This is a genomic window from Arthrobacter sp. JUb119, assembly GCF_024807995.1.
Classification (GTDB): domain Bacteria; phylum Actinomycetota; class Actinomycetes; order Actinomycetales; family Micrococcaceae; genus Glutamicibacter.
Genome location: NZ_JANUFE010000001.1, coordinates 294,624 through 320,957, shown reverse-complemented (window position 1 = coordinate 320,957; position 26,334 = coordinate 294,624). Strand labels below are relative to the sequence as shown.

The following is a 26,334-nucleotide window of genomic DNA, read 5'->3' as shown; positions in this document are numbered from 1 at the left end:
TTACTTGCCTTCCTTGAGCCAGCCGGCAACTTCGGCTGCATAGTAGGTGAGGATCTGCTGGGCACCGGAGCGCTTGATCGACAGCAGCGATTCAAGCACGGACGCCTTGCGGTCAATCCAGCCGTTGGCGGCGGCGGCCTCGATCATCGAGTACTCGCCGGAAATCTGGTAGGCGGAGACTGGAACTGGGGAAATATCGGCAATATCGCGCACGATATCCAGGTAGCTCATGGCCGGCTTGACCATGATCATGTCCGCGCCTTCGGCAATATCCAGTTCAGCTTCCAGCACCGCTTCGCTGCGGTTGGCCGAATCCATCTGGTAGGTGCGGCGGTCCCCCACCAGCTGGGAGTCCACTGCCTCGCGGAACGGGCCGTAGAAGGCGCTGGCGTACTTGGCGCTGTAGGCGAGGATGGAGACATCCTGGCGCCCGGCAGCATCCAGTGCCTGGCGGATGACGCCGATCTGGCCGTCCATCATGCCCGACGGGCCCAGCATGTGGGCGCCGGCCTCGGCCTGGGCCACTGCCATCTGGCCGTAGATTTCCAAGGTGGCATCGTTATCCACGTTGCCCTGGGCATCGAGCACGCCGCAATGGCCGTGCGAGGTGAATTCATCCAGGCAGACATCGGACATGACCACCAGTTCATCGCCTACCTCGGCGCGCACCGCGGCAATGCCGCGGTTCAAGATGCCCTGCGGGTCCAGACCGGCCGAGCCGTTCTCGTCGCGTACTTCCGGGATGCCAAAGAGCATGATGCCACCCAGCCCCAGCTCGGCCGCGTACGCCGCGGCAGCCTTCAGCGAGTCCATGGTGTGCTGGTAGACCCCCGGCATGGAGGTGATCTCGTTGGGTTCGCCCAGTCCCTCGCGCACGAAGGCAGGCAAGATCAGTTGGCGTGCCGAAAGCTCATTTTCTGCCACCAGGCGGCGGATGGCAGGATTCTGCCGCAACCGGCGCGGGCGATGCTGAGGGAAACCCATGGCTCCTCTTTCTCCAGTTCTCATAACTTCTTATTCCGTTGTGCACACTTCCGGTCCCGGAGTTACCGGTGCCGGAGCAAATCTTGGGCCGCACGGGCCAGGCCCTGCGGGGTGGGAGCGGAAGCCACGGCATGCACCGGCAGCCCGGCACGCTCCATAGCCCGGGCCGTTGGATGGCCAATCGCGATGGTCTGCAGCTTCCCGGGCAGCTGCGTCCCTGCCAGCTGCACGAAGCGGCGGACCACGCTGGGCGCCGAGAAGACCACCAAATCCTGTTCTTCCAGTCTGTCACCGATCCGGTTCGCCGGTAGGACGTTGAGTCCGGCTGCCGCTTCCGGCTCAGAGACCGGGGTGCCGGGCGCCGGGGCATCCACGGTTTCATAGGCAATGAATTCGTTGACCTGCACCGGGTATTTGCCCAGCCCATCAGCCAGCGTGGAGCTGGCCAGATCGCCGTGCGGATAGCAGATCCTGGCACCCGGCTCCGGGATCCATGCCGCAAGCATGCCGGCAGCCGATTGCTCTTCAGCTTCGAAGTCCACGCTGCGGCCCAAGTGCCGCTTGATGGCCTCGGTGGTCTTCTCTCCAACCGAGGCCAGACGCAGCTGCTCCGGCAGGAGCGCTCCAGCCAGCACCTGCTGCACCACCTTGACGGTATTCACCGAGGTGAAGACCAGCCAGGAGTAGTCTCCGGCGACCAGATCGCTGGCCATGCGCTGCAATGCGCTGCGGTCGGCGGGCCAAACAGTTTCGATCAGCTGGGCGCACCACGAGGTGATGCCCAGCCGATCGAATTCCTGCACGGTGGCCGCGGCACGTGCTGGGTTGCGCAGGATCAGTGCTTGATAAGCCATGGTCCGGAACTAGGCCAGCCCGGCAACTACGGCAGCGCCATCAGCGATCATCGACTGCGCCAGCGAACGGCCCAGCTGCTGTGCTGCATCCGCCGTGCTGCAGGAGATCCGCGCACTGCGGCGCATGGTCTGCGAGCCATCGGGGTTGCAGGCCACCGCTTCGAGGACCAGCTCATCGCCCTCGATATGGGCCAAGGCGCCAATCGGGGCAGCACAGCCGGCTTCCAATTCGGAGAGCAGCGCACGTTCGGCCTCCACCTGCATGCGGGTAGCGGCATCATCGAACTGCGCCAGAGCCGCATCCAATGCGCCGTGGCCGGTGCCCGCGGTACGGGTTTCCAGCGCCAAGGCGCCCTGGCCCGGGGCGGGCAGCATGATGGAGGGATCCAGGTACTCGGTGATGTGCTTGTCCAAGCCCAGGCGGCGCATCCCGGCAGCTGCCAGGATCACCGCGTCCAGGTCACCCTGGGTGCCGCGGCCCACGCTGCCATCATCCAGCGTCTTCCCGACACCCTTGACCCGGCCTAAGCGGGTGGGGACGTTGCCGCGGATATCGACAATCTCGAAGTCGCTGCGGTAGGCCAGCAGCTGGGCTGCACGGCGCGGCGAACCGGTACCGATCTTCGCACCCTGGGGCAGCTGGTCCAAGCCCAGCGAGTCGCGCGAGCACAGGGCATCGCGGACATCCTCGCGCGGCGGGATCGAGGCCAGGACCAGGCCCTCGGGCTGCGCAGTGGGCAGGTCCTTGAGCGAGTGCACGGCCAGGTCGCAGCCGGAATCGAGCAGGTGCTGGCGCAGCGCGGCGGCGAAGACGCCGGTGCCTCCGAGGGTGGCCAGCGAGCCGGTCACCACATCGCCTTCGGTCTTGACCAGCACGGTCTGCGCGGCCAACCCGGAAATCCCGGCCAGCTTCTGCGCGGCCCATCCGGTCTGGGTGGTCGCCAGCGCGCTGCCGCGCGTTCCTACGCGAAATGCTTCGGTCATGGCTGGGGTACACCAACTTCTGAATCGACTGCGCCGATGGTCGGGCGCAAGGTTCCGTCCAGGGCGCGCTTCTCGCAGCAGCCCGGACGGCAGACATCAAACCATGGGCCGCATTCGAGAACCGAGGTGCGGCCGGCGCGCAGGGCCTTGCCATCGGGGCCGGCCAGGCGTTCTTCGACCAAGTCCACCAGTCCGGAGATGAACGCCTGGTGGGTGCCCGGGGTGGCGACGCGGTCAAAGGCCAGGCCCAGTTGGGCGCAGCTGTCCTTGGCTTCGGTATCCAGATCCCACATGACTTCCATGTGGTCCGAGATGAAGCCGATGGGCACGACCACGACGCCGGCGACACCGGCTGCGGCATCCTCTTCCAGCGCGTCGTTGATATCCGGTTCCAGCCATGGCACATGCGGTGCCCCGGAGCGGGACTGGTAGACCAGGCTGTGCTCCAGGCCCTTGGCCTCCTCTACCTGGGACAGGATGTAGTTGGCCACCGCCTGGTGCTGGCTGGTGTAGAGATTCCCGTAGCCTGCGGCCCGGATACCTTCGGGTCCTGCGGCCTCGGCGTCGGCCATCGGAATGGAGTGGGTGACGAAAACGATCTTGATCTCCCCGTCTTCCTTGCCTGCTTCGGCCAGCTGCGCACGCACGTTGGCCAGCGAGGAACGCAAGGAATCCACAAAGGGCGTCACGAAGGCAGGAGTGTCGAAGAACTGGCGCAGCTTGTCCACTTCCACCACACCGTCCAGCCCGGTGTTGACTAGGCCCATGCCCGCATCCTCGCGGTACTGGCGGCAGGCCGAGTAGCCGGAGTAGGCGCCGGTGCCCATGAGCAGCACCTTGCGGTGGCCGTCGGCAGCCAGCTGCTTGAGGGTGTCGTCGATAAACGGGTGCCAGTTGCGGTTGCCCCAGTAAATGGGCAGGTCGATGCCGCGGGTAGCCAGCTCTGCCTCCAGCGCGGCCTTCAGTGCACGGTTCTGCGCGTTGATTGGCGAGACGCCGCCGTTCTTGCGGTAGTGCACCGCAACTTCTTCCAGGCGCTCGTCAGGGATGCCGCGGCCCTCGGTGACCTTGCGCAGGAACGGGATGACATCATCCTGCCCTTCCGGTCCGCCGAAGGATGCCAGCAAGATGGCATCGTAGGACTTGGGAATCATCTGGCCGTTGCGGTCATATCCCTCGCGGGGGTCAAAGGCCTGGCTCACTTCAGTACCTCTAGCGCTTCAGCTGCCGAGATGCGGCGGCCGGTGTAGAACGGAGTCTCCTCACGCACATGGTGGCGGGCTTCGGTGTAGCGCAGGTGGCGCATCATGTCGACGAGATCGATCATGTCGTCGGCTTCGAGGCAGATCTGCCATTCGTAGTCGCCGAAGGAGAACGCCGCTACGGTGTTGGCCAGCACGTTCGGGAATTCGCGGCCCAGGATGCCGTGGTCGCGCAGCATCTTGCCGCGGGCCGCTGGATCCAGGGTGTACCACTCGGTGGAGCGGACGAATGGGTAAACGGTCATCCATTCCTTCGGATCCAGGCCGCGCGCGAACGCTGGCGAGTGGTCCTTGGCGAATTCCGCTTCACGGTGCACGGCCATGGTGGAGTAAACGATTTCGGTGCCGGCCAGCAGGGCCGAACGGCGGATCTTGCGCATCGATGCCTGCAGCAGCTGGGCCGATGGCCCGTGCACCCAGAACATCACGTCAGCGTCCTCGCGCATGGCCGAAACGTCGTAGATGCCGCGCACGGTGGCGCCTTCGGCGGCCAGCTCGGCGACCAGCGCATCGAATTCAGCGGCAGCAGCCTCGGAACGCTCGACAATTTCCGAACGCTTGAAAATGGTCCAGAGAGTGTAGAAGAACGTCGGGTTTTCTCCTGCATTTTCGCGTTCACGAATTACTGGGGAATTATGCTCCGGTGCGTTGCTCACTTGATATTCTCCTTGATCTGGTTTCGGACAAAAGTCCAGGATAGTTGGCCCGGGTGCGGTTAGCGGGCGCTGATCGCGACGGCACTGCGGGCTTGGGCGATAACTCGCGCCAGTCCGGTGCCGGCAATCCATGCGCCAACCACATCGAGCCCTTCGAAGCCCGACAGGCTGCGCTGCAGTTGCGCGCGGCGCGCGGTAGCGGCCTGGCCCTGCAGCGGAACCATGTCGCTGAAGCGTGAAACGGTGCTGCCCAAGACATCATCAAGATGCAATTGAACACCGAGAATCTTTGAAGCATCTTTGATTGCCTGGTCGATGAGAGCTGAATCATCTCCGGATTCGACAAGTTGCTCATGTTCGCCGATTCGTCCAAAGGACAGGCGCAGTACGTGGGTGCCAGGGCCGGCCTCTGCGGCGAGCCAGGGCCACTTGGCCGTGGAATGGGTCAGAGCCTTGGCCGTCAGCGGGGCGTTCCTGGAGACCAGCACACCCGATCCGCGCGGGGCATCATCGAGTTCCGGCTTATCGACCACCAAGATCGCCAAGGCAATGGCATTGGCACCGCTTTCGCCGGCGATCCGCTCTTCTGGTGCCAGCAGGGGGTTCAGCAGGTCCAGTGCCGGCTCGGCCGGCGTCGCGAGAACTACCCGGTCAGCGAGCAGTTCATGGCCCAAGGTCGTGACTGCATACGGAGTTGGCGACTGCGCATCGTGGCGCAAGGAGGTCACCGGCGAATTGCGCACCAGCGCAACGCCAGCCTGCTCCAGCTGGGACACCAGGGCTTCGACCATGGTGTACATGCCGCCGTTGAGGCCAGCCACACGGGAACCAGCCGGAGCCGAAGCCTGCAGCCGGGTGACGGCGCGGGCCAGCGAACCGGTCTCCTGCATGGCTTGGCGCAGGCCAGGCGCGGCGGCGTCAATGGAAATCTTGGCAGGGTCGGTGGAATAGACGCCGTTGATGACCGGGGCCACCAGCTGGTCCAGTACCGCCTGTCCCATGCGGGAACGGACCACTTCAGCGATGGTCAGGTTCTCCGTGGCCCACTTCTTGTTCATTGGCGTGATCAGATCCGCTGCGGCACGCACGGTGGCCGGTCGGCCAATGATGCCGCGCACCTCGTCGGTGCGCACATTGCCCGGGATGCCCAGCATTGCGGTGGCAGGCATCTGGTGAGCATGAATTTCCTGCTCTTCCCCCTGGATGAGCCAGGCCCGCTCTCCGGAGGTCCTGGCGATCTGCCCGCCTAGATCCAGCTCGTCGAGGTAGGAGGAAACAATGCCGCCACGCAGGGCGAAGGATTCCGCGCCAGCATCAATCTCCATGCCGGCAACTTCGGTGGTGCGCACGCAGCCACCGAAGTTCGCGGTTGCTTCCAGCACGGTCACTTCGTGTCCGGTCTGGCGAAGTTCACGGGCAGCGACCAGGCCGGCGATGCCGCCGCCAATCACCACCGCATGCGGGGCCAGCGGCTTCTGGGCCTGATCGGCCGATTCGGTCTTCGCTAGGCGAGCTTCGCTGGCGCTGCGCACCTTTTCCAGCAGGCGCAAGGCATGCGCTGCGGCATCGTTGGCAATATCGCGTCGCGGTTTGGACGCCCCAGTGGCTTCAGCTGAATCCCCTGCGCGCAGATTGCGCTGTTCCTTGCTCACGTGCCTAGCACCTTCTACCTTCACAATATGCCGATGCCCTGTTCCCTGCCCATGGCCTCGGGGGCCAGCTGGAACACAGCGTTAAACCTAGCTTAGACCTGTTGAATTACAGCGAGTGAATGAGCTCCACCACACGGGTCAACACGGTTGGGTCGGTGGTTGGCGGAACGCCATGGCCCAGGTTCACCACATGTCCGCGGGCCTTCTTGCCTGCTGCAACCACTTCGCGCACGTGCGCCTCGAGAACTTCCCACGGGGCATCGAGCAACGCCGGGTCGATGTTGCCCTGGACCGAAACGTCCTGGCCCAAGCGTTCAATCGCGGTTTCCAGCGGGATGCGGTAATCCACGCCCACGGTATCCACGCCAGCATCGCGCATGGCGGTGAGCAGTTCGCCGGTGCCGGTGCCGAAGTGGATCAACGGCACGCCCAGTTCGCGGACGTAGTCCAGGGACTTCACCGAGTACGGGGCGACGTGCTTCTGGTAGTCCGGAAGCGAGAGCGAACCAGCCCAGGAGTCGAAGAGCTGCGCGGCCGAGGCGCCGGCTTCAACCTGCGCCCGCAGGAACTTGCCCGAGGCGTCGGCAGCCCAGGTCATCAGTCCGTCCCAGACATCCGGGTCGGTGTGCATCATGGTGCGCGGGCCCAGGTGGTCTCGGCTTGGCTTGCCCTCGACCATGTAGGCGGCCACGGTGAATGGCGCGCCGGCGAAACCGATCAGCGGGGTCTTGCCCAGCTCGGCCACGGTCAAGCGCACGGCTTCGCGGATGGGTTCCAGCGACTCGTCCGTCAGCTCCGGAAGGGCAGCTACCTGCTCCCTGGTGCGAATCGGGGTGTCCAGCACCGGGCCAACGCCTGGCACGATGTCCACGCCAATGCCTGCAAGGCGCAGCGGGATGACGATGTCCGAGAAGAAGATGCCGGCGTCCACCTTGTGGCGGCGCACCGGCTGCAAGGTGATCTCGCTGGCCATGGCAGGGTCAAGGCAGGATTCGAGCATGCTCACCCCTTCACGCAGCTTCAGGTATTCAGGCAGCGAACGGCCAGCCTGGCGCATGAACCACACCGGGTGATGCGACGGCTTCTTGCCGGTCAAAGCTTGGATCAAAGCGGAATCTTGGGTACGTCCATCAATCAACGGATGGTTCTGCGACAGGGTCATGCCCCAATTCTGCCAACTCTTCAGATTAAAAGCCCATTTACTGCGTTCGCCCGCAGGGGAAGGTGAGCAAACTAACCCCTTGGAACCATGCGGATTTAGGCACACCTGCGTTGTCTGCCGGTATTTTCCGGCCTATTCTGGGGTCACTGTGGTTTTCTTATCTCTTGTCGCATCGCATTCCCAGCTCGATCTGGAGACCGTCGCACAAATCAGTGCTTCGGCCGACGGGCTGGCAGCTGCCTCCGTTAACGGTTCGGCGGCTATCAATGGCGCCGTCGTGCTGGCCACCTGCAACCGCTTCGAAGTCTACGCAGACGTGGACCACGTGGAGGACGCAGCAGAACATCTGGTCAACGAGCTGGCAGCAAGCACCGACCTCTCCCCCGAATTCCTGGCCCGCCGTCTCACCACGCTGGAAGGCGACCCGGTAGTTGAGCACCTCTTCTCCGTAGGCGCCGGACTGGACTCGGCCGTTGTCGGCGAACGCGAAATCGCTGGCCAGGTGCGTCGAGCACTGACCCAGGCGCAGCAAGAGAAGACCACAACCAGCAACCTCACCCGCCTGTTCCAGAACGCCACCCGCGCGGCCAAGGATGTCGGTTCGAATACCGACCTTGGCACCCAGGGCAAGTCCGTGGTTTCGGTGGCCCTCGATCTGGCCGAAGAACTGGCCACTGAAGGCCGCGACTGGTCCGAGCAGGATGTTGTGCTCTTTGGCACCGGTTCCTACGCTGGCGCCACCATGGCATTGCTCAAGGAACGCGGCGTCCAGCGAATTTCGGTTTACTCCCATTCCGGGCGCGCCGCAGATTTCACCGCGAAGCGCGGCGGCTTCCCGCTCAGCGACGAATTGCTGCCGCAGGCCCTGCGCGAAGCTGACATCATCGTCGGCTGCTCCGGCGGCGGTCACCAGTTGGCCCGTGCAGAGCTCGAAGCGCTGCGCGTGAAGAAGCACCCGCTGATCGCCATCGACATGGCGCTCACCCACGACTTCGATCCGACCATGGTCGAACTGCCCGATGTTGAACTGATTACCTTGGAATCGGTGCGCATGGCCGCCCCGACCGAGCAGGCCATGGCCGTTCACGCGGCTAGCCGCATCGTCAAGAACGCCACCGCAGAATTTGCCGCCGCTCAGCGTGAACGCGAGGCCGACTTCGCGATTGTCGCGCTGCGCCAGCACACCAAAGCCGTTCTGGATGCCGAGATCGCGAAGGTCCGTGCCCAGCACGGCTGCAGCGCCGCGGCCGAAGAAGTCGAGCTGGCCATGCGCCGCATGGTGCGCCAGCTTTTGCATGTGCCTACCGTGCGTGCCCGCGAACTGGCAGGCGAAGGCCGCACCGGCGAATATGTCTCGGCCCTGGAAACCCTCTACGGCTTGGAGCTCTCGCAGCCGGAGCCCGGGAAATCGGAGACTACGCAGGCCCCGGGCAACTGTCCAGCCGCCCCGGAAGCCAAATCAGCGTAGAAAACCTGATTTCCCCCAGCATATTTCCACTTTCCGCACAGAAGCATGGAATACTACTTCCAAGTAGATTATCCACCCGAGAATTCCTTTGATGACTTGGGAGCTGATCACTCTGCAGCTGGAAAGGCCCCATTCGACATGACGGAACTCGAAAATATCAAAGGCACCCGCCCGCAACGGATGCCCCGTGAAGCGCGTCGTCGCCAGCTGCTGCAGGCAGCGCACCGGGTTTTCGTGGCCCATGGGTACCATGGTGCGTCCATGGACGAAATCGCTGAAGTCGCCCTGGTTTCCAAGCCGGTGCTCTACCAGCATTTCCCCGGCAAACGCGAACTCTACCTCGCCTTGCTGGATTCGCACCTGGCCGACTTCAGCCGTCAGCTGGATGAAGCGATCCGCTCCACCAGCGACAATCGCGAGCGCGTCTTCGCCACCATCAACACCTACTACAGCTACATCAAGGGCGAATCCCAGGCGTACCGCCTGATCTTCGAATCCGATGTGCTCTCGGACCCGCTGATCGCCCATCGCATCGAGCAGTTCAACAGTTCGCTGGCTTCCTCCATCGCCCGCGTCGTGGTCGAAGATACCGACATGAGCGAGGAGGAAGGCCTGCTGGCAGGCCGTGCCCTGGCAGGCCTCTCCCAGGTTTCGGCGCGTTACTGGGCCACCAGCAGCTCCTCGGTGGACCAGAATGCCGCCGTGGATCTCATCTCCCGTTTAGCTTGGCGCGGAATTTCGCAGTTCCCGAAAGAAAACTAGCTAAATTAGTGTTCAGAGGCCCCATACGGGACACCTATTTCGTTCGAGAGGATCTGCGACAATCATGGAAATCCGCATTGGCATTCAGAATGTAGCCCGCGAAGTTGTACTTGAATCCGAGCTCAGCAACGCCGAAGTCAATGAGCTGGTCTCGAAGGCGATCGCCGACGGCACCGTTCTGGCACTGAAGGATCCAAAGGGCCGCGAGGTCCTGGTGCCTGCTGCTGGCATCGCTTACGTTGAGGTTGGCCCGGAAGAAGTCCGCCGCGTCGGCTTCGCACAGTAGAGCTTGTTGCGCGCCGAGGCATCGCCTTGGCAGCTGGTGGCCGGTTTCGCTTAGAAGCGAAACCGGCTATTTCTTCGCCCAAATGGTGATTTGACTCACCGAGTCATGGTATTGCTAAGGGGTGACTGAACGAAGAATCCGCAGCCCCCGCCCGGTTCCCGCCAACTCGCTGGCCCAGCTACTGCTCGGCCTTGAAGCAGAGGTCGAGGTACCGGCACCCTTCGACGAGCAAACCCTGAAAGCCGCGGAACTGGCGGTAGCCCAGGTCCAGCACCCCGAAGAAGACGCCACCGGCATCCCGTTCTTCACCATTGACCCGCTCGGCGCCACCGATCTCGACCAGGCGATGTTCCTTGAACGAAACGGCCAGGGCTATACCGTGCACTATGCGATCGCGGACGTTCCCGCGTTCGTGACCTTGGGCAGCCAGCTGGACCAGGTGGCCCGCCAACGCGGTCAGACCTATTACCTGCCGCACCGAAAGATCACCTTGCACCCGCCCCTGATTTCCGAAGACCAGGGCTCGCTGCTGCCAGACCAGGACCGGCCGGCCTTCCACTGGAAAATTTCCCTGGATGCCGATGGCGCCTTGGGCGAGGTCCAGCTGAACCGCGCGCGCATCCGTTCCCGCGCCCAGCTCGACTACGCCTCCGCCCAGGCCCGGCTGGATTCGGGGGAACCCGATGAGCAGCTGGAATTGCTCGCCGAAATCGGTGCTGCGCGCCTGCTGCAGGAGCAACTGCGCGGCGGCGCCTCATTGAACCTGCCGGACCAGGAAATTGAAGAAGCAGGCGACGGCTATAAGCTGGTCAGCCGCACCCCGCTGCCCCTGGAAGGGCACAACGCGCAGATTTCCCTGCTCACCGGCATAGCCGCAGCCCGCATCATGCTCGAGGCCGGTGTGGGCATCCTGCGCACCATGCCCGCACCGGATGAAGCGGACCAGCAGGAATTCCGCACCCAGACCCAGTTGCTGGGCACGCCGTGGGACGCAACGCAAAGCTATGGGCAGTACCTGCATGCATTGGATGTCAGCGACCCGAAGCAACTGGTGATCATGCATCGTGCCGCCGCGCTGTTCCGCGGTGCGGACTACCGGGTCATAGCCGGGCAGCCCGAAGAGGAACTGATCCAAGCGGCACTGGCGGCACCCTACGCGCACACCACCGCGCCTCTGCGCCGGCTCGTGGACCGCTTCGTGCTACTCACCTGCCACCTGCTTTCCACCGGCCAACCGATCCCCGAGCAGCTCGCCTCGGCCCTGGAAGAGCTGCCCGGGCTGATGCGTACCAGCAGCATTGCCGCCAACCGGGTGAACAATGCGGCCGTCGACCTGCTCGAAGCCTATGTGCTCAAAACACGTGTCGGGGAAGAATTCCAAGCCATCGTGCTGAAGTCAGCCGAGCAAAAGGAAGATGGAAAGATTCGTCCCGGAGTGCTGCAGCTGGCCGATGAACCGGTCACCGGAGAGTTTTCCGGTTCCGCCCAGCCGGGCACCTTGGTGCGCGTAAAGCTGGTCCAAGCTGATCCCGTGGCCCGCAAGATCAGCTTCGAAATCGTGGCCTGAGACTCCTAAACCCGGGTTTCCGGGCAAAACCGGCTATGCTTGGCCTATTAGTAAATAGGATGCCCGATCGCAATGGGCTGATAGATGAAACAGTTTTATGGCGACTTCCCAGCGGCCGCCATCCCGCAGGTGCTTGACCAAGCCACCTAACGTGAAAGTAGCGATCGGCTCCGCTGGATTCGTGCGGTATCCGCATGCTCCTGGCTTGTTGCAAGCCGGAATGGAGCAGGTACCGTGCCCACATGAAACGAGAACAAAGACATCGTGACTGACACGACGCTTTCGGCCCCAGTGGCCGAACCACAAGACAATGAGCCAACCATCGCAGAGCCGATCAAGCAGAGCTTTGCCGATTTGAAGGTTCGCGAAGACATCGTTGCTTCGCTTTCGGAAGCCGGGATCGAGTACCCGTTCCCCATCCAGGCCCTGACCCTGCCAGTTGCCCTGGGCGGCAACGACATCATCGGCCAGGCCAAGACCGGCACCGGCAAGACCCTGGGCTTTGGCATCCCTGCCCTGCAGCGCGTGATCCGCGAAGGCGACAAGGGCTACGGGGATCTTGAATTCCCCGGTGCCCCGCAGGCACTGATCGTGGCCCCGACCCGCGAGCTGGCCATCCAGGTCGGCGCCGACCTGGCCCAGGCATCGAAGCACTCGAACATCTCGATCACCACCATCTACGGCGGCCGTCCCTACGAAGAGCAGATCAATGCCCTGAAGGCCGGCACCGACGTGATTGTCGGCACCCCGGGCCGCTTGATCGACCTGAACCGCCAGCGCGTGCTGAACCTCAAGCAGGTTCGCACCGTGGTACTGGACGAGGCCGACGAGATGCTGGACCTGGGCTTCCTGCCCGATGTCGAGCGCATTCTGGCCGCCTTGCCGCCGGTACGCCAGGCGATGCTGTTCTCCGCCACCATGCCCGGCGCCGTGATCACCATGGCCCGCCGCTACATGACCCGTCCCACCCACATCCGCGCCCAGGATCCCGGCGATGATGACTCGCTGACCAAGCGCAACATCCGCCAGCTGGTCTACCGCGCGCACAACATGGACAAGGACGAGATGGTGGCCCGCCTGCTGCAGGCAGAAGGCCGCGGCAAAACCATCATCTTCACCCAGACCAAGCGCTCGGCTGCCAAGCTGTCCGATGAGCTGGTGGACCGCGGCTTCAACGCCGGTTCGCTGCACGGCGATCTGGGCCAGGGCGCCCGCGAGCAGGCCTTGAAGGCCTTCCGCGCCGGCAAGGTCGACATCCTGGTAGCTACCGATGTCGCGGCCCGCGGCATCGACGTGGATGACGTCACCCACGTGGTCAACCTGCAGTGCCCGGATGATGAGAACACCTATCTGCACCGCGTAGGCCGCACCGGTCGTGCCGGCAACACCGGTATTGCGGTCACCTTCGTGGATTGGGATTCGGTGCCCCGCTGGTCGCTGATCAACAAGGCGCTGGGCCTGAACGTTCCCGAGCCGGTAGAGACCTACTCGTCCTCGCCGCATTTCTTCGCCGACTTGGGAATCCCCAAGGGCACCAAGGGCCGCTTGCAGCGTGCCAAGAAGACCGCGGCAGCTGAGGGCGATGGCTCGCCACGCCGCGAGGATTCGGCGCGCACCCCGCGCCGCCGCAGCAATTCGCGTACCCGCACCCGCACCGTGAACGGCGAGCAAACCCAGCAGCGCGGTGCGCAGGACTCCGGCGCCGAACAGGAGGGCGCACGCCACGGCCACTCCAAGGGCAAACAGGACCGTCCGGCACGCGAAAACGAGCGCCACCGCGAAACCCATGCTTCCGGCGGGGAGCAGGAGGCGACCGAGGGCGCATCCGCTGCCCGCCGACGCCGTCCGCGCCGTCGCACCCGCAGCACCGAAGCAGGCGGCCAGGACTAATTCCCAGTCCAACCGGTCAGCCAACTTTTCCGAAAGGAACCCACACCAGCGGTGCTCGCTCTACCCGAAGAACCAGCTTTGCCCGACGCTGGAACGCAGGATGCCCCGGCGTCCGTCGTTCCAGCCTCGGGTAATACCGTGTATCACGGTGATAACCTCTCCATCCTTGGCACCCTGCCCGATCAAAGCTTCACCTTGATCTATGTGGACCCGCCGTTCAACACCGGGCGCAAGCAGACCCGTGCCCAGCGCACCATGGTTCGCGCTGCCGAAGGCGAAGGCGATCGCACCGGATTCAAGGGACGCGAGTACAACACCGAGCTGGGGATCGCCCGTTCGTATCACGATACCTTCGACGACTACCTCAGCTTCATCGAGCCGCGGCTACGCGAGGCCCACCGCCTGCTGGCCGAGGACGGCACGCTCTATGTGCACCTCGATTACCGCGAGGTGCACTACGTGAAGGTGCTGCTCGATGGGATTTTCGGCCGGGACTGCTTCCTGAACGAACTGATCTGGGCCTACGACTATGGTGCCCGCGCCAAGAGCCGCTGGCCGGCCAAGCACGACACCATCCTGGTCTACGTGAAGGATCCGAAGAAGTACCACTTCGATTCGGCCGAGGTGGACCGCGAGCCGTATATGGCTCCCGGCCTGGTCACCCCGGAGAAGCGCGCCCTGGGCAAGTTGCCGACCGATGTCTGGTGGCACACCATCGTCTCGCCGACCGGCAAGGAAAAGACCGGCTACCCGACGCAGAAGCCCGAAGGCGTGCTGCGCCGGATTGTGGCCGCGTCGTCGCGCCCCGGCGATTGGGTGCTGGACTTCTTTGCCGGCTCAGGCACCACCGGTGCGGTGTCCGCGAAGCTGGGACGCCAGTATGTGTTGATTGACCAGAACCCCGAGGCCGTCGAGGTGATGAAGGCTCGTTTGCCTGGAAGCACCAGCTATATCGAGGCCTGAGTTCCGTTCCCCTGGGCAATAATCCTATGCAGCATTTCCGGCTCGGTGAGATTCTCGCCGAGCCGGTTCAGCTTTCCGGTGCCGTGGTAGTCGGAGGATCCGGTGACAATCAGATCGCGATCTGCGGCCAGCTGGAGCAACCAGGCCTTTCCCTCGGCGGTATTGTCCCGGTGGTGCACTTCGACCCCCGCTAGCCCGGCATCGATCATCTCGTAGAAGGTGGAATCGGGAACTACCCGTCCGCGTGCAGAGGCCTTGGGATGCGCGAACACCGGAACGCCACCGGCTTCCCGCACCAATTGCACCGCAGTGGCAGGATTCACCGCTGGATGCGAAACGTAGTAGCGCGAACGCGAGGAGAGGATGTTGGCGAACGCTTCATTGCGGTTATCCACCACCCCCGCGGTCACCAGCGCATCGGCAATATGCGGGCGGCCCACGGTTGAACCCGGCAGGCAATGCTCCCCCACCAGATCCCAGCTGATCGGATAGTCCTCGGCCAGCAGGTCGACAATGCGGCGGGCACGAACGATCCGCGAGTTCAGCGCAATATCCAGCTCATCGAGCAGCGGCTGGTAGGTGGGGTCATGCAGGTAGCTGAGCAGATGCACGCTGATGCCGTGGGTATCCTGGCAGGTGATTTCCATGCCCGGTATGAATCCCAGTCCCAGCTTCCCGGCTTGCGCCGCGGCTTCGGCCCAACCGGTGGTCTGGTCATGATCTGTCAACGCCACGACATCCAGGCCCGCAACCGAAGCGGCGCGCATGAGCTCGGCCGGAGTTTCAGTTCCGTCGGACACATTGGAGTGGGTGTGCAGGTCGATTCGCATATGCCTAGGTTATCCCCTGCGCTGATTCTTTGCTGGGATACAGCTGATGGTGACACACTTGGAACATGACCAATCAAGATTCATCTGCACCAAGCACTGATCAGCCGTTGGAAGACCGCGTGAACAACCGTTCCCAGCGTCCAACGTCCAAGGCATTCCAGGACTTCATGGCCTCCTCGTGGGCGCAAGACACTTCTGATCTGCCAGAACAAGATGCCGCTGCCAGCTACGCAGCCGCTCGCCGTGCCAAGCTCTCGGAGAATTTCCCCGGTGAGCGCATCGTCATTCCGGCAGGCCCGCTCAAGGTCCGCTCCAACGATACGGACTACCGTTTCCGCCCGCATTCGGCGTTCGCCCACCTGACCGGCCTGGGCGTCGACCACGAGCCCGACGCCGTACTGGTCATGGAACCGACCGATGACGGCGTGGGCGAGCACGGCTCCAACCACGTTTCCACCCTGTATTTCGCGCCGATGGCCGGCCGCGACACCACCGATTTCTATTTGAATTCGCGTTCCGGCGAATTCTGGGTGGGCCCGCGCCCAACCCTGTCCTCGCTGTCGGCGCGCACCGGGATGCCCACCGATTCGTTGGAACAGCTGGAAATCGCGATCACCAAGAATTCCGGCCCGCAGGCCCTGGGCGGCATCCGCATCCGTCTGGTGCGCGAGGTGGATCTGAACATCGAGGCGCTGGTGGATACCTCGCGCATCAACACCGGCCAGGACCTGGAAGCCAGCGATGCCCTGGATACCGAGCTGGCCGAGTTCGTTTCCGAGCTTCGCCTGGTCAAGGACGCGTACGAAATCGCCGAACTGCGCAAGTCGGTTGCCGCGACCATCAACGGCTTCGAAGACGTGGTGCGCAACCTGGACAAGGCCGTCGCGCACGAACGCGGCGAACGCGTTGTCGAAGGCGCGTTCTTCGCCCGCGCCCGGCTTGAAGGCAACGAGCTGGGCTACGACACCATCGCCGCCTCGGGCAACAACGCCACCATCTTGCACTGGATCCGCAACACCGGAACCGTCAAGCAGGGCGAGGTGCTGCTGCTGGATGCAGGTGTCGAGGCCGAATCCCTGTACACCGCAGACATCACCCGCTCGCTGCCGGTGTCCGGCAAGTACACCGAGGTGCAGCGCAAGGTCTACCAGGCCGTGCTGGATGCCGCCGATGCCGCCTTCGCTGCGGCCAAGCCGGGCCTGAAGTTCCGCGACCTGCATCTGGTGGCTACCCGCGTTTTGGCTGAGCGGCTCTCCGAGTGGGGCATCTTGCCGGTATCTGTGGAAGAAGCCATGGATCCAGAGGGGCAGCATCACCGCCGCTGGATGCCGCATGGCACCAGCCACCATCTCGGTCTGGACGTGCACGACTGCGCCCAGGCACGCGCCGAGCTGTACCTGGATGCCGAGCTGGAGGAGGGCATGGTCTTCACCATCGAGCCCGGACTCTACTTCAAGGACGAGGATCTGGCGATCCCTGAGGAGTACCGCGGCCTGGGCGTGCGCATCGAGGATGACATCCTGGTCACCGCCGATGGCGCCGAGAACTTGAGCGTTGCCCTGCCACGCAAGCCTGAGGAAGTTGAAGCGTGGATGGCTAAATTGCGCGGCTAATTCGTCCCGCAGCGTTAACCAGCGAAAGGCATGGGCGCAGTTACCGAGGTAACTGCGCCCATGCCTTTCTTTGGCCTAGCTGGTCCCTATGCTTCAGGATCCTTGCGAGGCGCTGGTTCCTGGACCGGGGCCTGAGGCTGCTGCGAAGTATCCACTCGCGGCTCTACCTGCGACAGGTCCTGCGTGTCCTTGGCCTCGGCGGCCGGTGCTTGCGCTTCGTCCTTGGCTGGCTGCTCGACCGGCTCAACTGGCGCAGCTGGCTTGGCTTCGTTGACGCGCACGCCATAGCGGGGACGCCCATCGGGCAGGTCGGGGAACTGCGAGCTGCGCTCTTCCTCGGCGGCCGGCTGCGCAGGCGTGGCCGGCACTGCAGCGGCTGCCTGGGCCGACGGTGCGGCAGCTTCGGCAGGCTGCTGCTGCGGGGCTTGGGCAACTGGTTGCGCAGGTGCCTGCTGCGGACGCATGGGCAGCTTGGAGGCCAGGATGCGGGCCGACTGCGCATGCTCGAAATCCACCACCACGTCAAAGCTGGTGGCCACGAACTGGCTGGAGGACGCGAAATCGCGCTTGCCGCGACGGGTCGAATAGCTGATCACGCCAGCGATCATCCAAATAGCCATGCCCAGGCCGATGGCGGAGAGAATCTGGTACAGCCCGTTGCCGCCACCGCCGAAGAGGGTCAGGAGCAGGCCGACAAACAGGCCCATCATGCCGCCCTGGGCCGCGCCAGCCAGCGCCACGCGCGGGTAGGAAAGTTTCGCGGTGACTCGCTCCACGGTGCGTACGTCATTGCCGACGATGCTTACCGCGGCGACCGGGAAATCATTATCGGCCAGGTAATCCACGAGCTTCTGCGCGTCGAGATAGCTGGTGTAACGTCCAAGCAGTTCTCCGCGCGGCAGGCCGCTGGTGCTAATCGAATTTACTCCATGAGGCGAGGTCATAACTATATTGTGCACAGGTTTACTGTGAGCCTGCCTAGTTGTGAAGCAACTATCGCTGAGGGTGAAAGAAACAGCACTGGCCCTGTGGCTTTGCACACCGGGAACGGGGCTGAAACGCGATAGTCTAGGAGGGTGAGCGCACAAGTGTCTAAAATCTTCGTCGCCCGGCTGCTCGGGCTTGATGTCTTTGACCCCTTGGGCGACCGCTTAGGCCGCTTGCGCGATGTCGTGGTGGTCTCCCGCGGCCCCAAGAAACCCGCCGCCTGCGTGGGCTTGGTCGTCGAGGTCCCCGGCAAACGGCGGGTGTTCGTTCCGATGACCCGCATCCAGTCCATGGAAGCCAACCAGGTGATCTGCAACGGCCTGGTGAACATGCGCCGCTTCCAGCAGCGCGGCCAGGAAATTCTGGTTGTCGCCGAAATGTTCGACCGCACCATCACCTTCGTTGATGGTTCCGGTCGCGGTGTCATCGAGGACATCGGTTTGGCGCAGACCCGTCGCGGGGACTGGGAAATCAACGAATACTATGTCCAGCGTGGAGAACCGACGGCCAATTTGCTGGGACTGCGTTCGCGCCGCCGCAACAAGGTGCTGGTCTCCTGGGACGAGGTCAGCCACGGTTCGAAGAATGAACCGCAGTCCGCTGACACCTTCGTGGCCGCCCACGATGAGATGAAGCCTGCCGACTTTGCTGACGCCCTGCATGAAATGAATGAGAAGCGCCGCCTGGAAATCGCGGCCCATCTGCAAGATGAGCGCCTGGCCGACGTGCTCCAGGAACTTCCGGACCGCGAGCAGGTGGAGATCCTTTCCGCCCTGGGCCTGGAACGTGCCGCGGACGTGCTTGAGGAAATGGACCCGGATGACGCGGCCGACCTTCTGGCTGAAGTCAGCGAAGAGACCAAGCACCAGCTGCTGGATCTGATGAACGAGGAAGAGGCCAAGGATGTCCGCCGCTTGCTCGCCTACCCGGAAGGTACCGCCGGGTCGATCATGACCCCGGTTCCGGTGATTCTCACCCCTGAATCCACGGTCGCTGAAGCCCTGGCCTCGGTGCGCCTGGAGGAATTGAGCCCGGCGCTTGCTTCGACCGTATATGTGGTGCGCCCGCCGCTGGAGACGCCCACGGGACGCTACCTGGGCCAAGTCCACATCCAGGCGCTGCTGCGTGCCGCTCCCCCGGAGCCGCTGGGCGATATCCTTGATACGGAGCTGGAGCCCATGTCGGATCTGGCCAATATCACCGAAGTGGTTCGCCATTTGGCCACCTACAACCTCACCAGCGTAGGCGTGACCAACAAGGAAGGCCGGCTTGTAGGGGCCATCACCGTGGATGACGTGCTGGACCACATCCTCCCGGATGACTGGCGTTCCCAAGACTAGCCAACGCCCCACCCACCCATCAGCAGCAAAGGAGTTCCAGCTATGGCTGAGCAGCGCAAGAGTAACGGCCTGGATACCCCGCTTGCAGCACGACAACGCTTCTGGCCCCGGTTCTCCCCGAACCCCGACCTCTTTGGTTCGGCCACGGAGAAGTTCGCCCGCTTCATGGGCACCCCGACCTTCCTGCTGTACATGACGGTGTTCTGCGCCTTCTGGCTGATCTGGAACTCGGTCGCCCCGATCAATTGGCGTTTTGACGATGCCACCATCGGCTTCACCGCGCTGACCTTGATGCTCTCCTTGCAGGCCTCCTACGCGGCTCCGCTGCTCCTGCTGGCGCAGAACCGCCAGGATGACCGCGACCGCGTCTCGCTGACCGAGGACCGCGCCCGTGCTGAACGCAATCTGTACGACACCGAGTACCTGACCCGCGAGCTGGCTTCCCTGCGCTTGGCACTGCGCGATGTTGCCACCCGCGACTACGTGCGTTCCGAACTGCGCAATGTGCTTGAAGAGCTGCTGGAAACCTCTGATGGCGAAGAGCTGCACCTGCGCGCGAAGAAAAAGGGCGGCAATAAGAATTCGCACCCGCAAACCGGGATGATCGAAACCGTCAAGCCCCAGCAGGGCCAGCACCGGAAGAGCAAATAAGCATTGAGCACCACGCCAGAACTCCTAGCCGCCCTCGCAAAGGTCAACGACCCGGAGCTTCGCCGGCCGATCACCGAATTGGGCATGGTGGAATCAGCTGTCCTGGCCGATGGCACCGCCAAGGTCAAGATCTTGCTGACCATCGCCGGTTGCCCGATGCGCTCCACCATCGAGGAAGAGGCCACCGCGGCCCTGCTGACCGTAGCAGCGGTGCAGCGCGTTGAGGTGAGCCTGGGCGTCATGGATCCGCAGCAGCGCGCGGAGCTGCGCGAGTCACTGGCCAGCCGCCGCACCCCGTTCTCCGATCCTGCTTCCCTGACCCGGGTGATCGCTGTGGCCAGCGGCAAGGGCGGCGTGGGCAAGTCGTCGATTACCGCGAATCTGGCCTGCCAGCTAGCCTCCCAGGGCTTGAAGGTCGGCCTGATCGACGCCGATGTCCATGGTTTCTCCATTCCCTCGCTGATGGGTATTTCGCAGAACCCCACCCGGGTTGATGACATGATCCTGCCGCCGGTGGCGCACGGAGTGAAGGTCATTTCCATTGGCATGTTCCTGGATTCCAACCAGCCGGTGATCTGGCGCGGCCCGATGCTGCATCGGGCCCTGGAGCAGTTCCTCTCGGATGTCTACTTCGGGGACCTGGACTACTTGTTGCTGGACCTGCCGCCAGGCACCGGGGACATGGCCATCTCCGTGTCCCAGCTGCTGCCCAATAGCGAGCTGCTGGTGGTCACGACTCCGCAGTCCACGGCTACCGAGGTTGCCGAACGCGCCGGCACCATCGCCTTGCAGACCCATCAGAAGGTGATCGGGGTTGTTGAGAACATGAGCTTCCTGCAGCTGCCCGACGGGTCGCGCATGGAGGTCTTCGGTTCCGGTGGCGGTGCCAAGCTCAGCGAATCGCTGAGCCAGCAGCTGGGCTACCCTGTTGGGATGCTGGCCCAGATTCCGCTGGAAGAGTCCGTACGCGTGGGTTCGGATCAGGGCCAGCCGGTAGTGCTCAGCACCCCGGGGGCACCGGCCGCGGCAGCGATGCGTGAATTGGCCGGGAAATTGGAACAGCGACCGCGCGGGCTTGCCGGGCGATCACTGCCGATGTCTTTCTGAGGACTTCTGGGCCTAGGTGGCTTCTGAGTCGAAGGGGGCCGATTCGTTGGCGCCCAGCTGCAGCTGCTGCGCGGTAGCCGAAGGGACCGCGGTGCGCACCGGTGCTGGGGCCACGGTCTTGGCTGGAGAACCCTTTGCGGCATTCACGGCGTCGTCGAATTCATCGACAAGCGCCTCCTTGATGATTCGACGTGGATCATACTGGCGCGGGTCCAGCTTCTTCCAGTCGATGTCGGCAACCTCGTCGCCTACTTCCTCGCGCAGCTGCTCCTTGGCGCCATTGGCCATGCGCCGCACTTCCTTGACCAGGTTCGCTAGCTTTTTGGCGTACTCAGGAAGCTTTTCGGGGCCCAGAATAACGACCGCCAGCACGGCGAGAACGATAAACTCGCCACCATTAATACCAAAAAGATCCACGTAAGAAGATTACCTTGTTCCAGTGCCACTAACGAAGTCACCGCGCCACGCCAACGGTGAACACGCGATGAACGGGGTTAGCTGGCGGCGCGCAAGCCTCGCGGGATGCGCGGCAACGACATGGTCTTTGCAGGGCGGTTGGCTGGATTGCGGTGAGCGAGCGCATCACGAAGCATGGCGCGGCCACGGTGGATGCGAGAACGCACGGTCCCGAGCTTGACATCCAGGATGCGTGAGACTTCCTCGTAGGAGAAGCCTTCCATATCGCACAGGACAATAGCGGCACGGAACTCCGGCGACAACGCACGCAGGGCTTCTTGCACGTCGACATCCAAGTTGTTGAATTCGAAATAGCGTTCCGGGGTTACCGCGGTACCGGGCATCCGGTCTTCGGATCCCTCGGCGAAACGGTCGAAGCGGATCTTGCTCTTGCGCCGAGCCTGGTCCAGGAACAGGTTGGTGGTAATGCGGTGCAGCCACCCGCCCATGGTTCCGGGGGTGTAATTTTCCAAGGCTTTGAATGCGCGAACGAATGCCTCCTGCGAGAGGTCCTCGGCATCTTGGCGGTTACCAGTCAAACGGTAGGACAAACGGAAGACCCGTTGCCCATGTTCTTGGACCATCTGATCCCATGTCGGAGTCGTGGTTTCGGCAGTCACCGTAGAAGAAACTGTTTCACTTCGTGCATTGTTCACACTCCAAGTATGAAATGGGAAGCTGAGCTGAAGCTAAGAATACCCTGCGCGAGAACCTCCAAGTTCAACAACTTCAGGTAACGACGTAGGTACGATGGGAACTGGCCCCGCCAATTCAACCCTTGAGGACCTCCGCCGATGCCATCGATGAATCCAGAACTCTTCGCGAGCTGGACCTATACCCAGAACCACGTCAACGAACCAGAGCATGTCGCCCCGGTTCGCGAACGTGCGGAAGACCTGGGCGTGCGTTGCATCGATCAGGCCGGCCGCTCGATGCTGCAGATGCTCTGCACCCTGCGCCAGCCGCGCAATATCGTGGAGATCGGATCCGGTGTGGGTGTCGCATCGCTGGCGATGCTCGAGGTCATGGGCAACGCCATGACGTTGACCGCGATTGAATCGGATCTGGAGCACGCCAACGCGATGCGCCAGGGCCTGCGCGATTCAGGCATCCCGACGGCCCGCGCCCGCATTATCAACGAGCGCGCAGAGAACGTGCTCTCGCGCTTGGCCGACCACGCCTACGACCTGGTACTCATCGACGCCGGCGCTGAGCTGCTGCTCGAGTACGTGGCCGAGGCCAAGCGGCTGGTCGGAATCGGCGGAGTGATCATAGTGAACAACGCCTACGACGAGCACCGCCTAGCCAAGCCCGCGGTTCGCCGCCCCTCCACCGTCACGACCCGAGATGCGCTGCGCATGCTGCGCGAGGACCCGCGCTTGCAGACCCACCTGTTCCCTACCGAGCAGGGCCTGTTTGTGGCCACTGTCCTTCCTGCCAAGGCCGCGACCCGCCTCTAGCGGCTGATTTCGGGAAAAACAAAGGACCGACATTTCTGTCGGTCCTCGATTGCCGCACCAGCAACCCGTGCGGCCAAAGCTAGAACTTGGGCAAGCTTACTCAGTTACCTTGAGCAGGCACTCACGCAATTCGGTTGCCTCGTCGTTGTTCAACTCGACTACCAGTCGTCCGCCTCCGTCGATTGGCAGGCGCAAGATGAGGCTGCGGCCTTCCTTAGCGACTTCCATTGGTCCATCACCGGTGCGTGGCTTCATAGCAGCCATTAAGCTGTTCCCTTCGTCTGTGGCTAACGCATGCACTGGCGCTTGCCGTGCATACAACCGAATGCCTAGTCCATCCTCAGCAAGGATTCCCTGCTGAGTTGGGACACTTATCTTTTATTATTACTAATTTTCGCCCGTGTCGCTAATCACACGCCGTGACTCAAGGTCACGAACCGTATTCTCCAGCTCGGTAATTTCTGCCGCGAGGACATCGAGCACCTCATCCACCTGGTCGCAGCGGTAACCGCGCAAGCCCAAGGAGAAGCGAACTTTCTCCACATCTTCAGCGCGCGGATTCTTGGCCAGCAGCACCGGCGGCAACGAAGCCTGGTGCTCTACCAATCCCGTGATGGGCTCCCCAGTGGATTCGAAGTGGCGACCTGCCGGTACATTCTTCCGCTGGCTGGACAGCAGCAGCGCAACAGCACCCACCAGCAATACTGCGATGGCAACAAGGAGGAACGGCATCGCCTACTGCCCCTTCGCCAGGTCGCCGACCTTCAGGTTTTCTTTATGCGCACGCAGCACCAGATCCACCGCTTCATCAGGATCATCGGTGATAGTGAACAAGTCCAGATCACCGGGCGAAATGGTGCCTTCAGCAACGAGCGTCTTGGTCATCCAGTCCACCAGGCCGCCCCAGTATTCGGTGCCCACAAGCACAATCGGGAAGCTGGTGATCTTCTTGGTCTGGACCAAGGTCAATGCTTCGAACAGTTCGTCCAGGGTGCCAAAACCCCCGGGGAGCACGATGAAGCCCTGCGAGTACTTCACGAACATCGTCTTGCGCACGAAGAAGTAGCGGAAGTTCAGGCCCTTGTTGACCCAGGCATTCAGTCCGGTTTCAAAAGGCAGCTCAATGCCCAGGCCTACGGAAACGCCGTCCTTGTCAGCAGCTCCCTTGTTGGCCGCTTCCATGGCGCCGGGGCCGCCACCGGTGATGGTAGTGATGCCTTCCTCGGCCAAGCGGCTGCCGACACGCTGGGCCATCGCATAGTACGGGCTGCCTGGATCCGTGCGCGCGGAACCGAAAACCGCGATGGCAGGACCGGTGCCGGCCATATTTCCAAAGCCGGAGACGAATTCCGATTGGATTCGCAACACGCGCCACACGTCGCTATGCGTGACATCGACCTGCGGGCTTTCCAGAAGATGGTGGTCAAGCTGATCTTCCGGTTGCTTTCCTGGCCAGCTCGCTTCGATGTGGCGCTTTTGCCCGACCCGGGCATTTTCTTCACTCTTACGCTGATGAACCATAGCTTCACTCTATCGGTTACTCCTGCGCATCTTCGGATGTGACCTACCGCGGATTGGAGAACAGTTTGATAACAACTAGGTGTGACATGGTCGACGGGTCGCGTAGTCGCCGTCACATCAAGTAATGTCTACAACATGAAAAGCGATCATCAGGCTCAAGCTTCTTCTGAAGGCCCTATCGTCCAGCTGACTGGGGTCAATAAGCACTACGGTGCGCTGCATGTGCTCAACGGCATCAATCTCGAAGTGACCAAGGGCGAGGTCGTTGTGATCCTCGGCCCGTCGGGCTCGGGCAAGTCCACGCTGTGCCGCGCCATCAACCGACTGGAAACCATCGACGAAGGCACCATCAAGATTGATGGCAAGACCCTTCCCGAAGAGGGCAAGGCACTGGCCAATCTCCGGGCCGATGTCGGCATGGTCTTCCAGTCCTTCAACCTCTTTGCCCACAAGTCGATCTTGGAGAACGTGACCCTCGGTCCGATGAAGGTCAAGGGCATGAAGAAGGATGAGGCCAAGAAATTGGCGATGCAGCTGCTGGAGCGTGTGGGCGTGGCCAATCAGGCCGGCAAACTGCCCGCACAGCTTTCTGGCGGCCAGCAGCAGCGTGTGGCGATCGCCCGCGCACTGGCCATGAAGCCGAAGGTGATGCTTTTCGACGAGCCAACCAGTGCCCTGGACCCGGAAATGATCAACGAGGTCCTGGACACCATGGTGGGTCTTGCCAAGGAAGGCATGACCATGCTCGTGGTCACCCACGAGATGGGCTTCGCCCGCAAGGCGGCGGACCGCGTGATCTTCATGGCCGACGGCCAGATCGTCGAGCAGGCCACTCCTGAGGAATTCTTCACCAATCCCAAATCCGACCGTGCCAAGGATTTCCTTGGCAAGTTGATCACCAACCACTAATTTCATCATCACGCATCCAATAGGAGGAACAATGCGCAAGACTCGTTTCGGCACTGTAGCCGCAATGGCCGCCGTCGCAGCCCTGGCCCTGACTTCATGTGGCGGCTCCGGCGACAGCGAAGCCGACGGCGACAAGATCCGCATCGGCATCAAGTACGACCAGCCGGGACTCGGCTTCAAGGACGGCGATAACTACACCGGTTTCGACGTTGACGTCGCCAAGTACGTAGCCAGCGAACTGGGCTACACCGAGGACAAGATCGAATTCATTTCGGCACCGTCGGCCAACCGCGAGACCATGCTGCAGAACAACCAGGTTGACATGATCTTCGCAACCTACTCGATCACCGATGAGCGCAACAAGGTTGTCGACTTCGCTGGTCCATACTTTGTCGCCGGCCAGGACCTGCTGGTTCCATCCGACTCGGATATCGCCGGCCCAGAAGACCTCGATGGCAAGAACCTGTGCTCGGTCACCGGTTCCACCTCGGCCCAGAAGGTCAAGGACAACTACGCCCAGAACACCAACCTGCAGGAACTTCCGGGCTATGCAGAGTGCACCACCCAGATGAGTGGCGGCACCATTGACGCGGTTACCACCGATGACATCATCCTTGCCGGCCTGGCTGCGCAGCCTGCCTACAAGGGCAAGTTCAAGGTTGTCGGCGCGCCATTCACCGAAGAGAACTACGGCGTGGGCCTGCCTGATGGCACCGACAAGTGCGGCGACATCAATGCGGCAATCACCAAGATGATCGAGTCCGGCGAGTGGCAGAAGGCCCTGGACAAGAACACCGAAGGCACCGGTTACAAGCCGAACGCTGAAACCAACCCGCCAACCCTTTCGGATTCCTGCGCCTAGCAGCATCTGATGCGATGGGGGCCAAACGCAGCGTGTTTGGCCCCCATCTGCAATCTGCGTTTCCCAGGTACCAGCTAATGCAGGTACCGGACCCATAGCCGCTTGGCC

At 62.7% G+C, this 26,334-nt stretch carries 27 protein-coding genes; 13 read left to right on the top strand and 14 right to left on the bottom strand.

The features are described 5' to 3' along the window. From hemB to hemE, 7 genes are all read right to left on the bottom strand, one after another. A complete protein-coding gene (hemB, locus tag M2368_RS01630; protein ID WP_498723947.1) occupies positions 1–984 on the bottom strand; it encodes a porphobilinogen synthase in 984 nt (327 codons plus the stop codon). Positions 985–1,046: 62 nt separating this feature from the next. Then, positions 1,047–1,838, bottom strand: a complete 792-nt coding sequence (locus M2368_RS01625; RefSeq protein ID WP_332594823.1) for a uroporphyrinogen-III synthase — start codon at positions 1,836–1,838, stop codon at positions 1,047–1,049. 9 nt (positions 1,839–1,847) lie between these two features. After that, positions 1,848–2,822 carry a hydroxymethylbilane synthase gene (gene hemC, locus M2368_RS01620; RefSeq protein WP_133833703.1) on the bottom strand — a complete coding sequence of 325 codons (975 nt, stop codon included), beginning with the start codon at positions 2,820–2,822 and terminating at the stop codon, positions 1,848–1,850. Continuing rightward, on the bottom strand, positions 2,819–4,024 hold the full coding sequence (locus tag M2368_RS01615) for a ferrochelatase (RefSeq protein WP_498723946.1): 1,206 nt from the start codon (positions 4,022–4,024) through the stop codon (positions 2,819–2,821). The genes hemC and M2368_RS01615 overlap by 4 nt, the downstream gene beginning before the upstream one ends. Continuing rightward, on the bottom strand, positions 4,021–4,707 hold the full coding sequence (gene hemQ, locus M2368_RS01610) for a hydrogen peroxide-dependent heme synthase (RefSeq protein WP_105657676.1): 687 nt from the start codon (positions 4,705–4,707) through the stop codon (positions 4,021–4,023). The genes M2368_RS01615 and hemQ overlap by 4 nt, the downstream gene beginning before the upstream one ends. Before the next feature lie 92 nt (positions 4,708–4,799). Next, positions 4,800–6,392, bottom strand: coding sequence for a protoporphyrinogen oxidase (gene hemG / locus M2368_RS01605; RefSeq protein ID WP_332488640.1), 1,593 nt, complete (start codon positions 6,390–6,392; stop codon positions 4,800–4,802). 106 nt (positions 6,393–6,498) lie between these two features. Continuing rightward, entirely contained in the window at positions 6,499–7,554 is a 1,056-nt protein-coding gene (hemE, locus tag M2368_RS01600) for a uroporphyrinogen decarboxylase (RefSeq protein ID WP_498723945.1), read from the bottom strand. Between the two features lie 148 nt (positions 7,555–7,702). On the opposite strand from hemE, the gene M2368_RS01595 reads away from it, so the two are divergent. The 6 genes from M2368_RS01595 to M2368_RS01570 all read left to right on the top strand — a co-directional run bounded on the left by M2368_RS01595 (position 7,703) and on the right by M2368_RS01570 (position 14,490). After that, on the top strand, positions 7,703–9,022 hold the full coding sequence (locus tag M2368_RS01595) for a glutamyl-tRNA reductase (RefSeq protein ID WP_332498431.1): 1,320 nt from the start codon (positions 7,703–7,705) through the stop codon (positions 9,020–9,022). Between the two features lie 138 nt (positions 9,023–9,160). Then, a complete protein-coding gene (locus M2368_RS01590; protein WP_332594820.1) occupies positions 9,161–9,784 on the top strand; it encodes a TetR/AcrR family transcriptional regulator in 624 nt (207 codons plus the stop codon). 64 nt (positions 9,785–9,848) lie between these two features. After that, positions 9,849–10,070 carry a DUF3107 domain-containing protein gene (locus M2368_RS01585; RefSeq protein WP_105657517.1) on the top strand — a complete coding sequence of 74 codons (222 nt, stop codon included), beginning with the start codon at positions 9,849–9,851 and terminating at the stop codon, positions 10,068–10,070. 121 nt (positions 10,071–10,191) lie between these two features. Further along, complete coding sequence (locus tag M2368_RS01580; protein WP_498723944.1) at positions 10,192–11,637, top strand: RNB domain-containing ribonuclease; 1,446 nt, start codon at positions 10,192–10,194, stop codon at positions 11,635–11,637. Positions 11,638–11,901: 264 nt separating this feature from the next. Beyond that, positions 11,902–13,527: a DEAD/DEAH box helicase gene (locus tag M2368_RS01575; protein ID WP_105657519.1), complete on the top strand. Its 1,626-nt coding sequence runs from the start codon at positions 11,902–11,904 to the stop codon at positions 13,525–13,527. Positions 13,528–13,605: 78 nt separating this feature from the next. Beyond that, positions 13,606–14,490, top strand: coding sequence for a DNA-methyltransferase (locus tag M2368_RS01570; RefSeq protein WP_402734981.1), 885 nt, complete (start codon positions 13,606–13,608; stop codon positions 14,488–14,490). Here the strand turns inward: M2368_RS01570 and M2368_RS01565 are convergent. After that, on the bottom strand, positions 14,475–15,320 hold the full coding sequence (locus tag M2368_RS01565) for a PHP domain-containing protein (RefSeq protein ID WP_105661512.1): 846 nt from the start codon (positions 15,318–15,320) through the stop codon (positions 14,475–14,477). The two genes, M2368_RS01570 and M2368_RS01565, sit on opposite strands and share 16 nt — an antisense overlap. 65 nt (positions 15,321–15,385) lie before the next feature. Here M2368_RS01565 and M2368_RS01560 point away from each other — a divergent pair, with 65 nt between their 5' ends. After that, positions 15,386–16,933, top strand: a complete 1,548-nt coding sequence (locus M2368_RS01560; protein WP_332498433.1) for an aminopeptidase P family protein — start codon at positions 15,386–15,388, stop codon at positions 16,931–16,933. 86 nt (positions 16,934–17,019) lie between these two features. Here the strand turns inward: M2368_RS01560 and M2368_RS01555 are convergent, their stop codons facing one another. After that, complete coding sequence (locus tag M2368_RS01555) at positions 17,020–17,877, bottom strand: YflT domain-containing protein (protein WP_498723943.1); 858 nt, start codon at positions 17,875–17,877, stop codon at positions 17,020–17,022. Between the two features lie 132 nt (positions 17,878–18,009). On the opposite strand from M2368_RS01555, the gene M2368_RS01550 reads away from it, so the two are divergent. The 3 genes from M2368_RS01550 to M2368_RS01540 are packed head-to-tail and all read left to right on the top strand — an operon-like array spanning position 18,010 to position 21,018. Then, positions 18,010–19,260 carry a magnesium transporter MgtE N-terminal domain-containing protein gene (locus tag M2368_RS01550; RefSeq protein WP_105657522.1) on the top strand — a complete coding sequence of 417 codons (1,251 nt, stop codon included), beginning with the start codon at positions 18,010–18,012 and terminating at the stop codon, positions 19,258–19,260. A gap of 42 nt (positions 19,261–19,302) precedes the next feature. Then, positions 19,303–19,911: a DUF1003 domain-containing protein gene (locus tag M2368_RS01545; protein ID WP_105657523.1), complete on the top strand. Its 609-nt coding sequence runs from the start codon at positions 19,303–19,305 to the stop codon at positions 19,909–19,911. A 3-nt stretch (positions 19,912–19,914) separates the two neighbouring features. Further along, on the top strand, positions 19,915–21,018 hold the full coding sequence (locus M2368_RS01540) for an Mrp/NBP35 family ATP-binding protein (RefSeq protein ID WP_105661514.1): 1,104 nt from the start codon (positions 19,915–19,917) through the stop codon (positions 21,016–21,018). Between the two features lie 12 nt (positions 21,019–21,030). Here M2368_RS01540 and M2368_RS01535 read toward each other — a convergent pair whose 3' ends face one another. Next, positions 21,031–21,435, bottom strand: a complete 405-nt coding sequence (locus tag M2368_RS01535; RefSeq protein ID WP_105661515.1) for a sec-independent translocase — start codon at positions 21,433–21,435, stop codon at positions 21,031–21,033. A gap of 77 nt (positions 21,436–21,512) precedes the next feature. Continuing rightward, positions 21,513–22,130, bottom strand: coding sequence for an RNA polymerase sigma factor SigE (sigE, locus tag M2368_RS01530; RefSeq protein WP_105657526.1), 618 nt, complete (start codon positions 22,128–22,130; stop codon positions 21,513–21,515). Positions 22,131–22,268: 138 nt separating this feature from the next. Here sigE and M2368_RS01525 point away from each other — a divergent pair, with 138 nt between their 5' ends. After that, positions 22,269–22,934: an O-methyltransferase gene (locus M2368_RS01525; protein WP_332488629.1), complete on the top strand. Its 666-nt coding sequence runs from the start codon at positions 22,269–22,271 to the stop codon at positions 22,932–22,934. Positions 22,935–23,030: 96 nt separating this feature from the next. On the opposite strand, the gene M2368_RS01520 is transcribed toward M2368_RS01525, so the two are convergent. The 3 genes from M2368_RS01520 to M2368_RS01510 all read right to left on the bottom strand — a co-directional run bounded on the left by M2368_RS01520 (position 23,031) and on the right by M2368_RS01510 (position 24,455). Further along, a complete protein-coding gene (locus tag M2368_RS01520; protein ID WP_013349509.1) occupies positions 23,031–23,198 on the bottom strand; it encodes a DUF3117 domain-containing protein in 168 nt (55 codons plus the stop codon). A gap of 123 nt (positions 23,199–23,321) precedes the next feature. Then, on the bottom strand, positions 23,322–23,666 hold the full coding sequence (locus tag M2368_RS01515; protein ID WP_105657528.1) for a DivIVA domain-containing protein: 345 nt from the start codon (positions 23,664–23,666) through the stop codon (positions 23,322–23,324). A 3-nt stretch (positions 23,667–23,669) separates the two neighbouring features. Then, on the bottom strand, positions 23,670–24,455 hold the full coding sequence (locus tag M2368_RS01510) for an LOG family protein (protein ID WP_105661516.1): 786 nt from the start codon (positions 24,453–24,455) through the stop codon (positions 23,670–23,672). 177 nt (positions 24,456–24,632) lie between these two features. Between M2368_RS01510 and M2368_RS01505 the strand changes: the two genes are divergently transcribed. Then, positions 24,633–25,364 (top strand): amino acid ABC transporter ATP-binding protein, encoded by a 732-nt coding sequence (locus M2368_RS01505; RefSeq protein ID WP_181148852.1) that lies wholly within the window; start codon positions 24,633–24,635, stop codon positions 25,362–25,364. Between the two features lie 31 nt (positions 25,365–25,395). Next, positions 25,396–26,226 (top strand): glutamate ABC transporter substrate-binding protein, encoded by an 831-nt coding sequence (locus M2368_RS01500; RefSeq protein ID WP_105657531.1) that lies wholly within the window; start codon positions 25,396–25,398, stop codon positions 26,224–26,226. Positions 26,227–26,334 lie beyond the last annotated feature (108 nt).

Coding starts and splice junctions, on each gene's coding strand:
- M2368_RS01555 (WP_498723943.1), bottom strand. CDS start 17,877: ATGACCTCGCCTCATGGAGTAAATTCGATTAGCACCAGCGGCCTGCCG.
- M2368_RS01500 (WP_105657531.1), top strand. CDS start 25,396: ATGCGCAAGACTCGTTTCGGCACTGTAGCCGCAATGGCCGCCGTCGCA.
- M2368_RS01510 (WP_105661516.1), bottom strand. CDS start 24,455: ATGGTTCATCAGCGTAAGAGTGAAGAAAATGCCCGGGTCGGGCAAAAG.
- M2368_RS01625 (WP_332594823.1), bottom strand. CDS start 1,838: ATGGCTTATCAAGCACTGATCCTGCGCAACCCAGCACGTGCCGCGGCC.
- M2368_RS01520 (WP_013349509.1), bottom strand. CDS start 23,198: ATGGCTGCTATGAAGCCACGCACCGGTGATGGACCAATGGAAGTCGCT.
- hemB (WP_498723947.1), bottom strand. CDS start 984: ATGGGTTTCCCTCAGCATCGCCCGCGCCGGTTGCGGCAGAATCCTGCC.
- M2368_RS01590 (WP_332594820.1), top strand. CDS start 9,161: ATGACGGAACTCGAAAATATCAAAGGCACCCGCCCGCAACGGATGCCC.
- M2368_RS01585 (WP_105657517.1), top strand. CDS start 9,849: ATGGAAATCCGCATTGGCATTCAGAATGTAGCCCGCGAAGTTGTACTT.
- M2368_RS01525 (WP_332488629.1), top strand. CDS start 22,269: ATGCCATCGATGAATCCAGAACTCTTCGCGAGCTGGACCTATACCCAG.
- M2368_RS01545 (WP_105657523.1), top strand. CDS start 19,303: ATGGCTGAGCAGCGCAAGAGTAACGGCCTGGATACCCCGCTTGCAGCA.
- M2368_RS01565 (WP_105661512.1), bottom strand. CDS start 15,320: ATGCGAATCGACCTGCACACCCACTCCAATGTGTCCGACGGAACTGAA.
- M2368_RS01515 (WP_105657528.1), bottom strand. CDS start 23,666: ATGCCGTTCCTCCTTGTTGCCATCGCAGTATTGCTGGTGGGTGCTGTT.
- hemE (WP_498723945.1), bottom strand. CDS start 7,554: ATGACCCTGTCGCAGAACCATCCGTTGATTGATGGACGTACCCAAGAT.
- hemC (WP_133833703.1), bottom strand. CDS start 2,822: ATGACCGAAGCATTTCGCGTAGGAACGCGCGGCAGCGCGCTGGCGACC.
- M2368_RS01560 (WP_332498433.1), top strand. CDS start 15,386: ATGACCAATCAAGATTCATCTGCACCAAGCACTGATCAGCCGTTGGAA.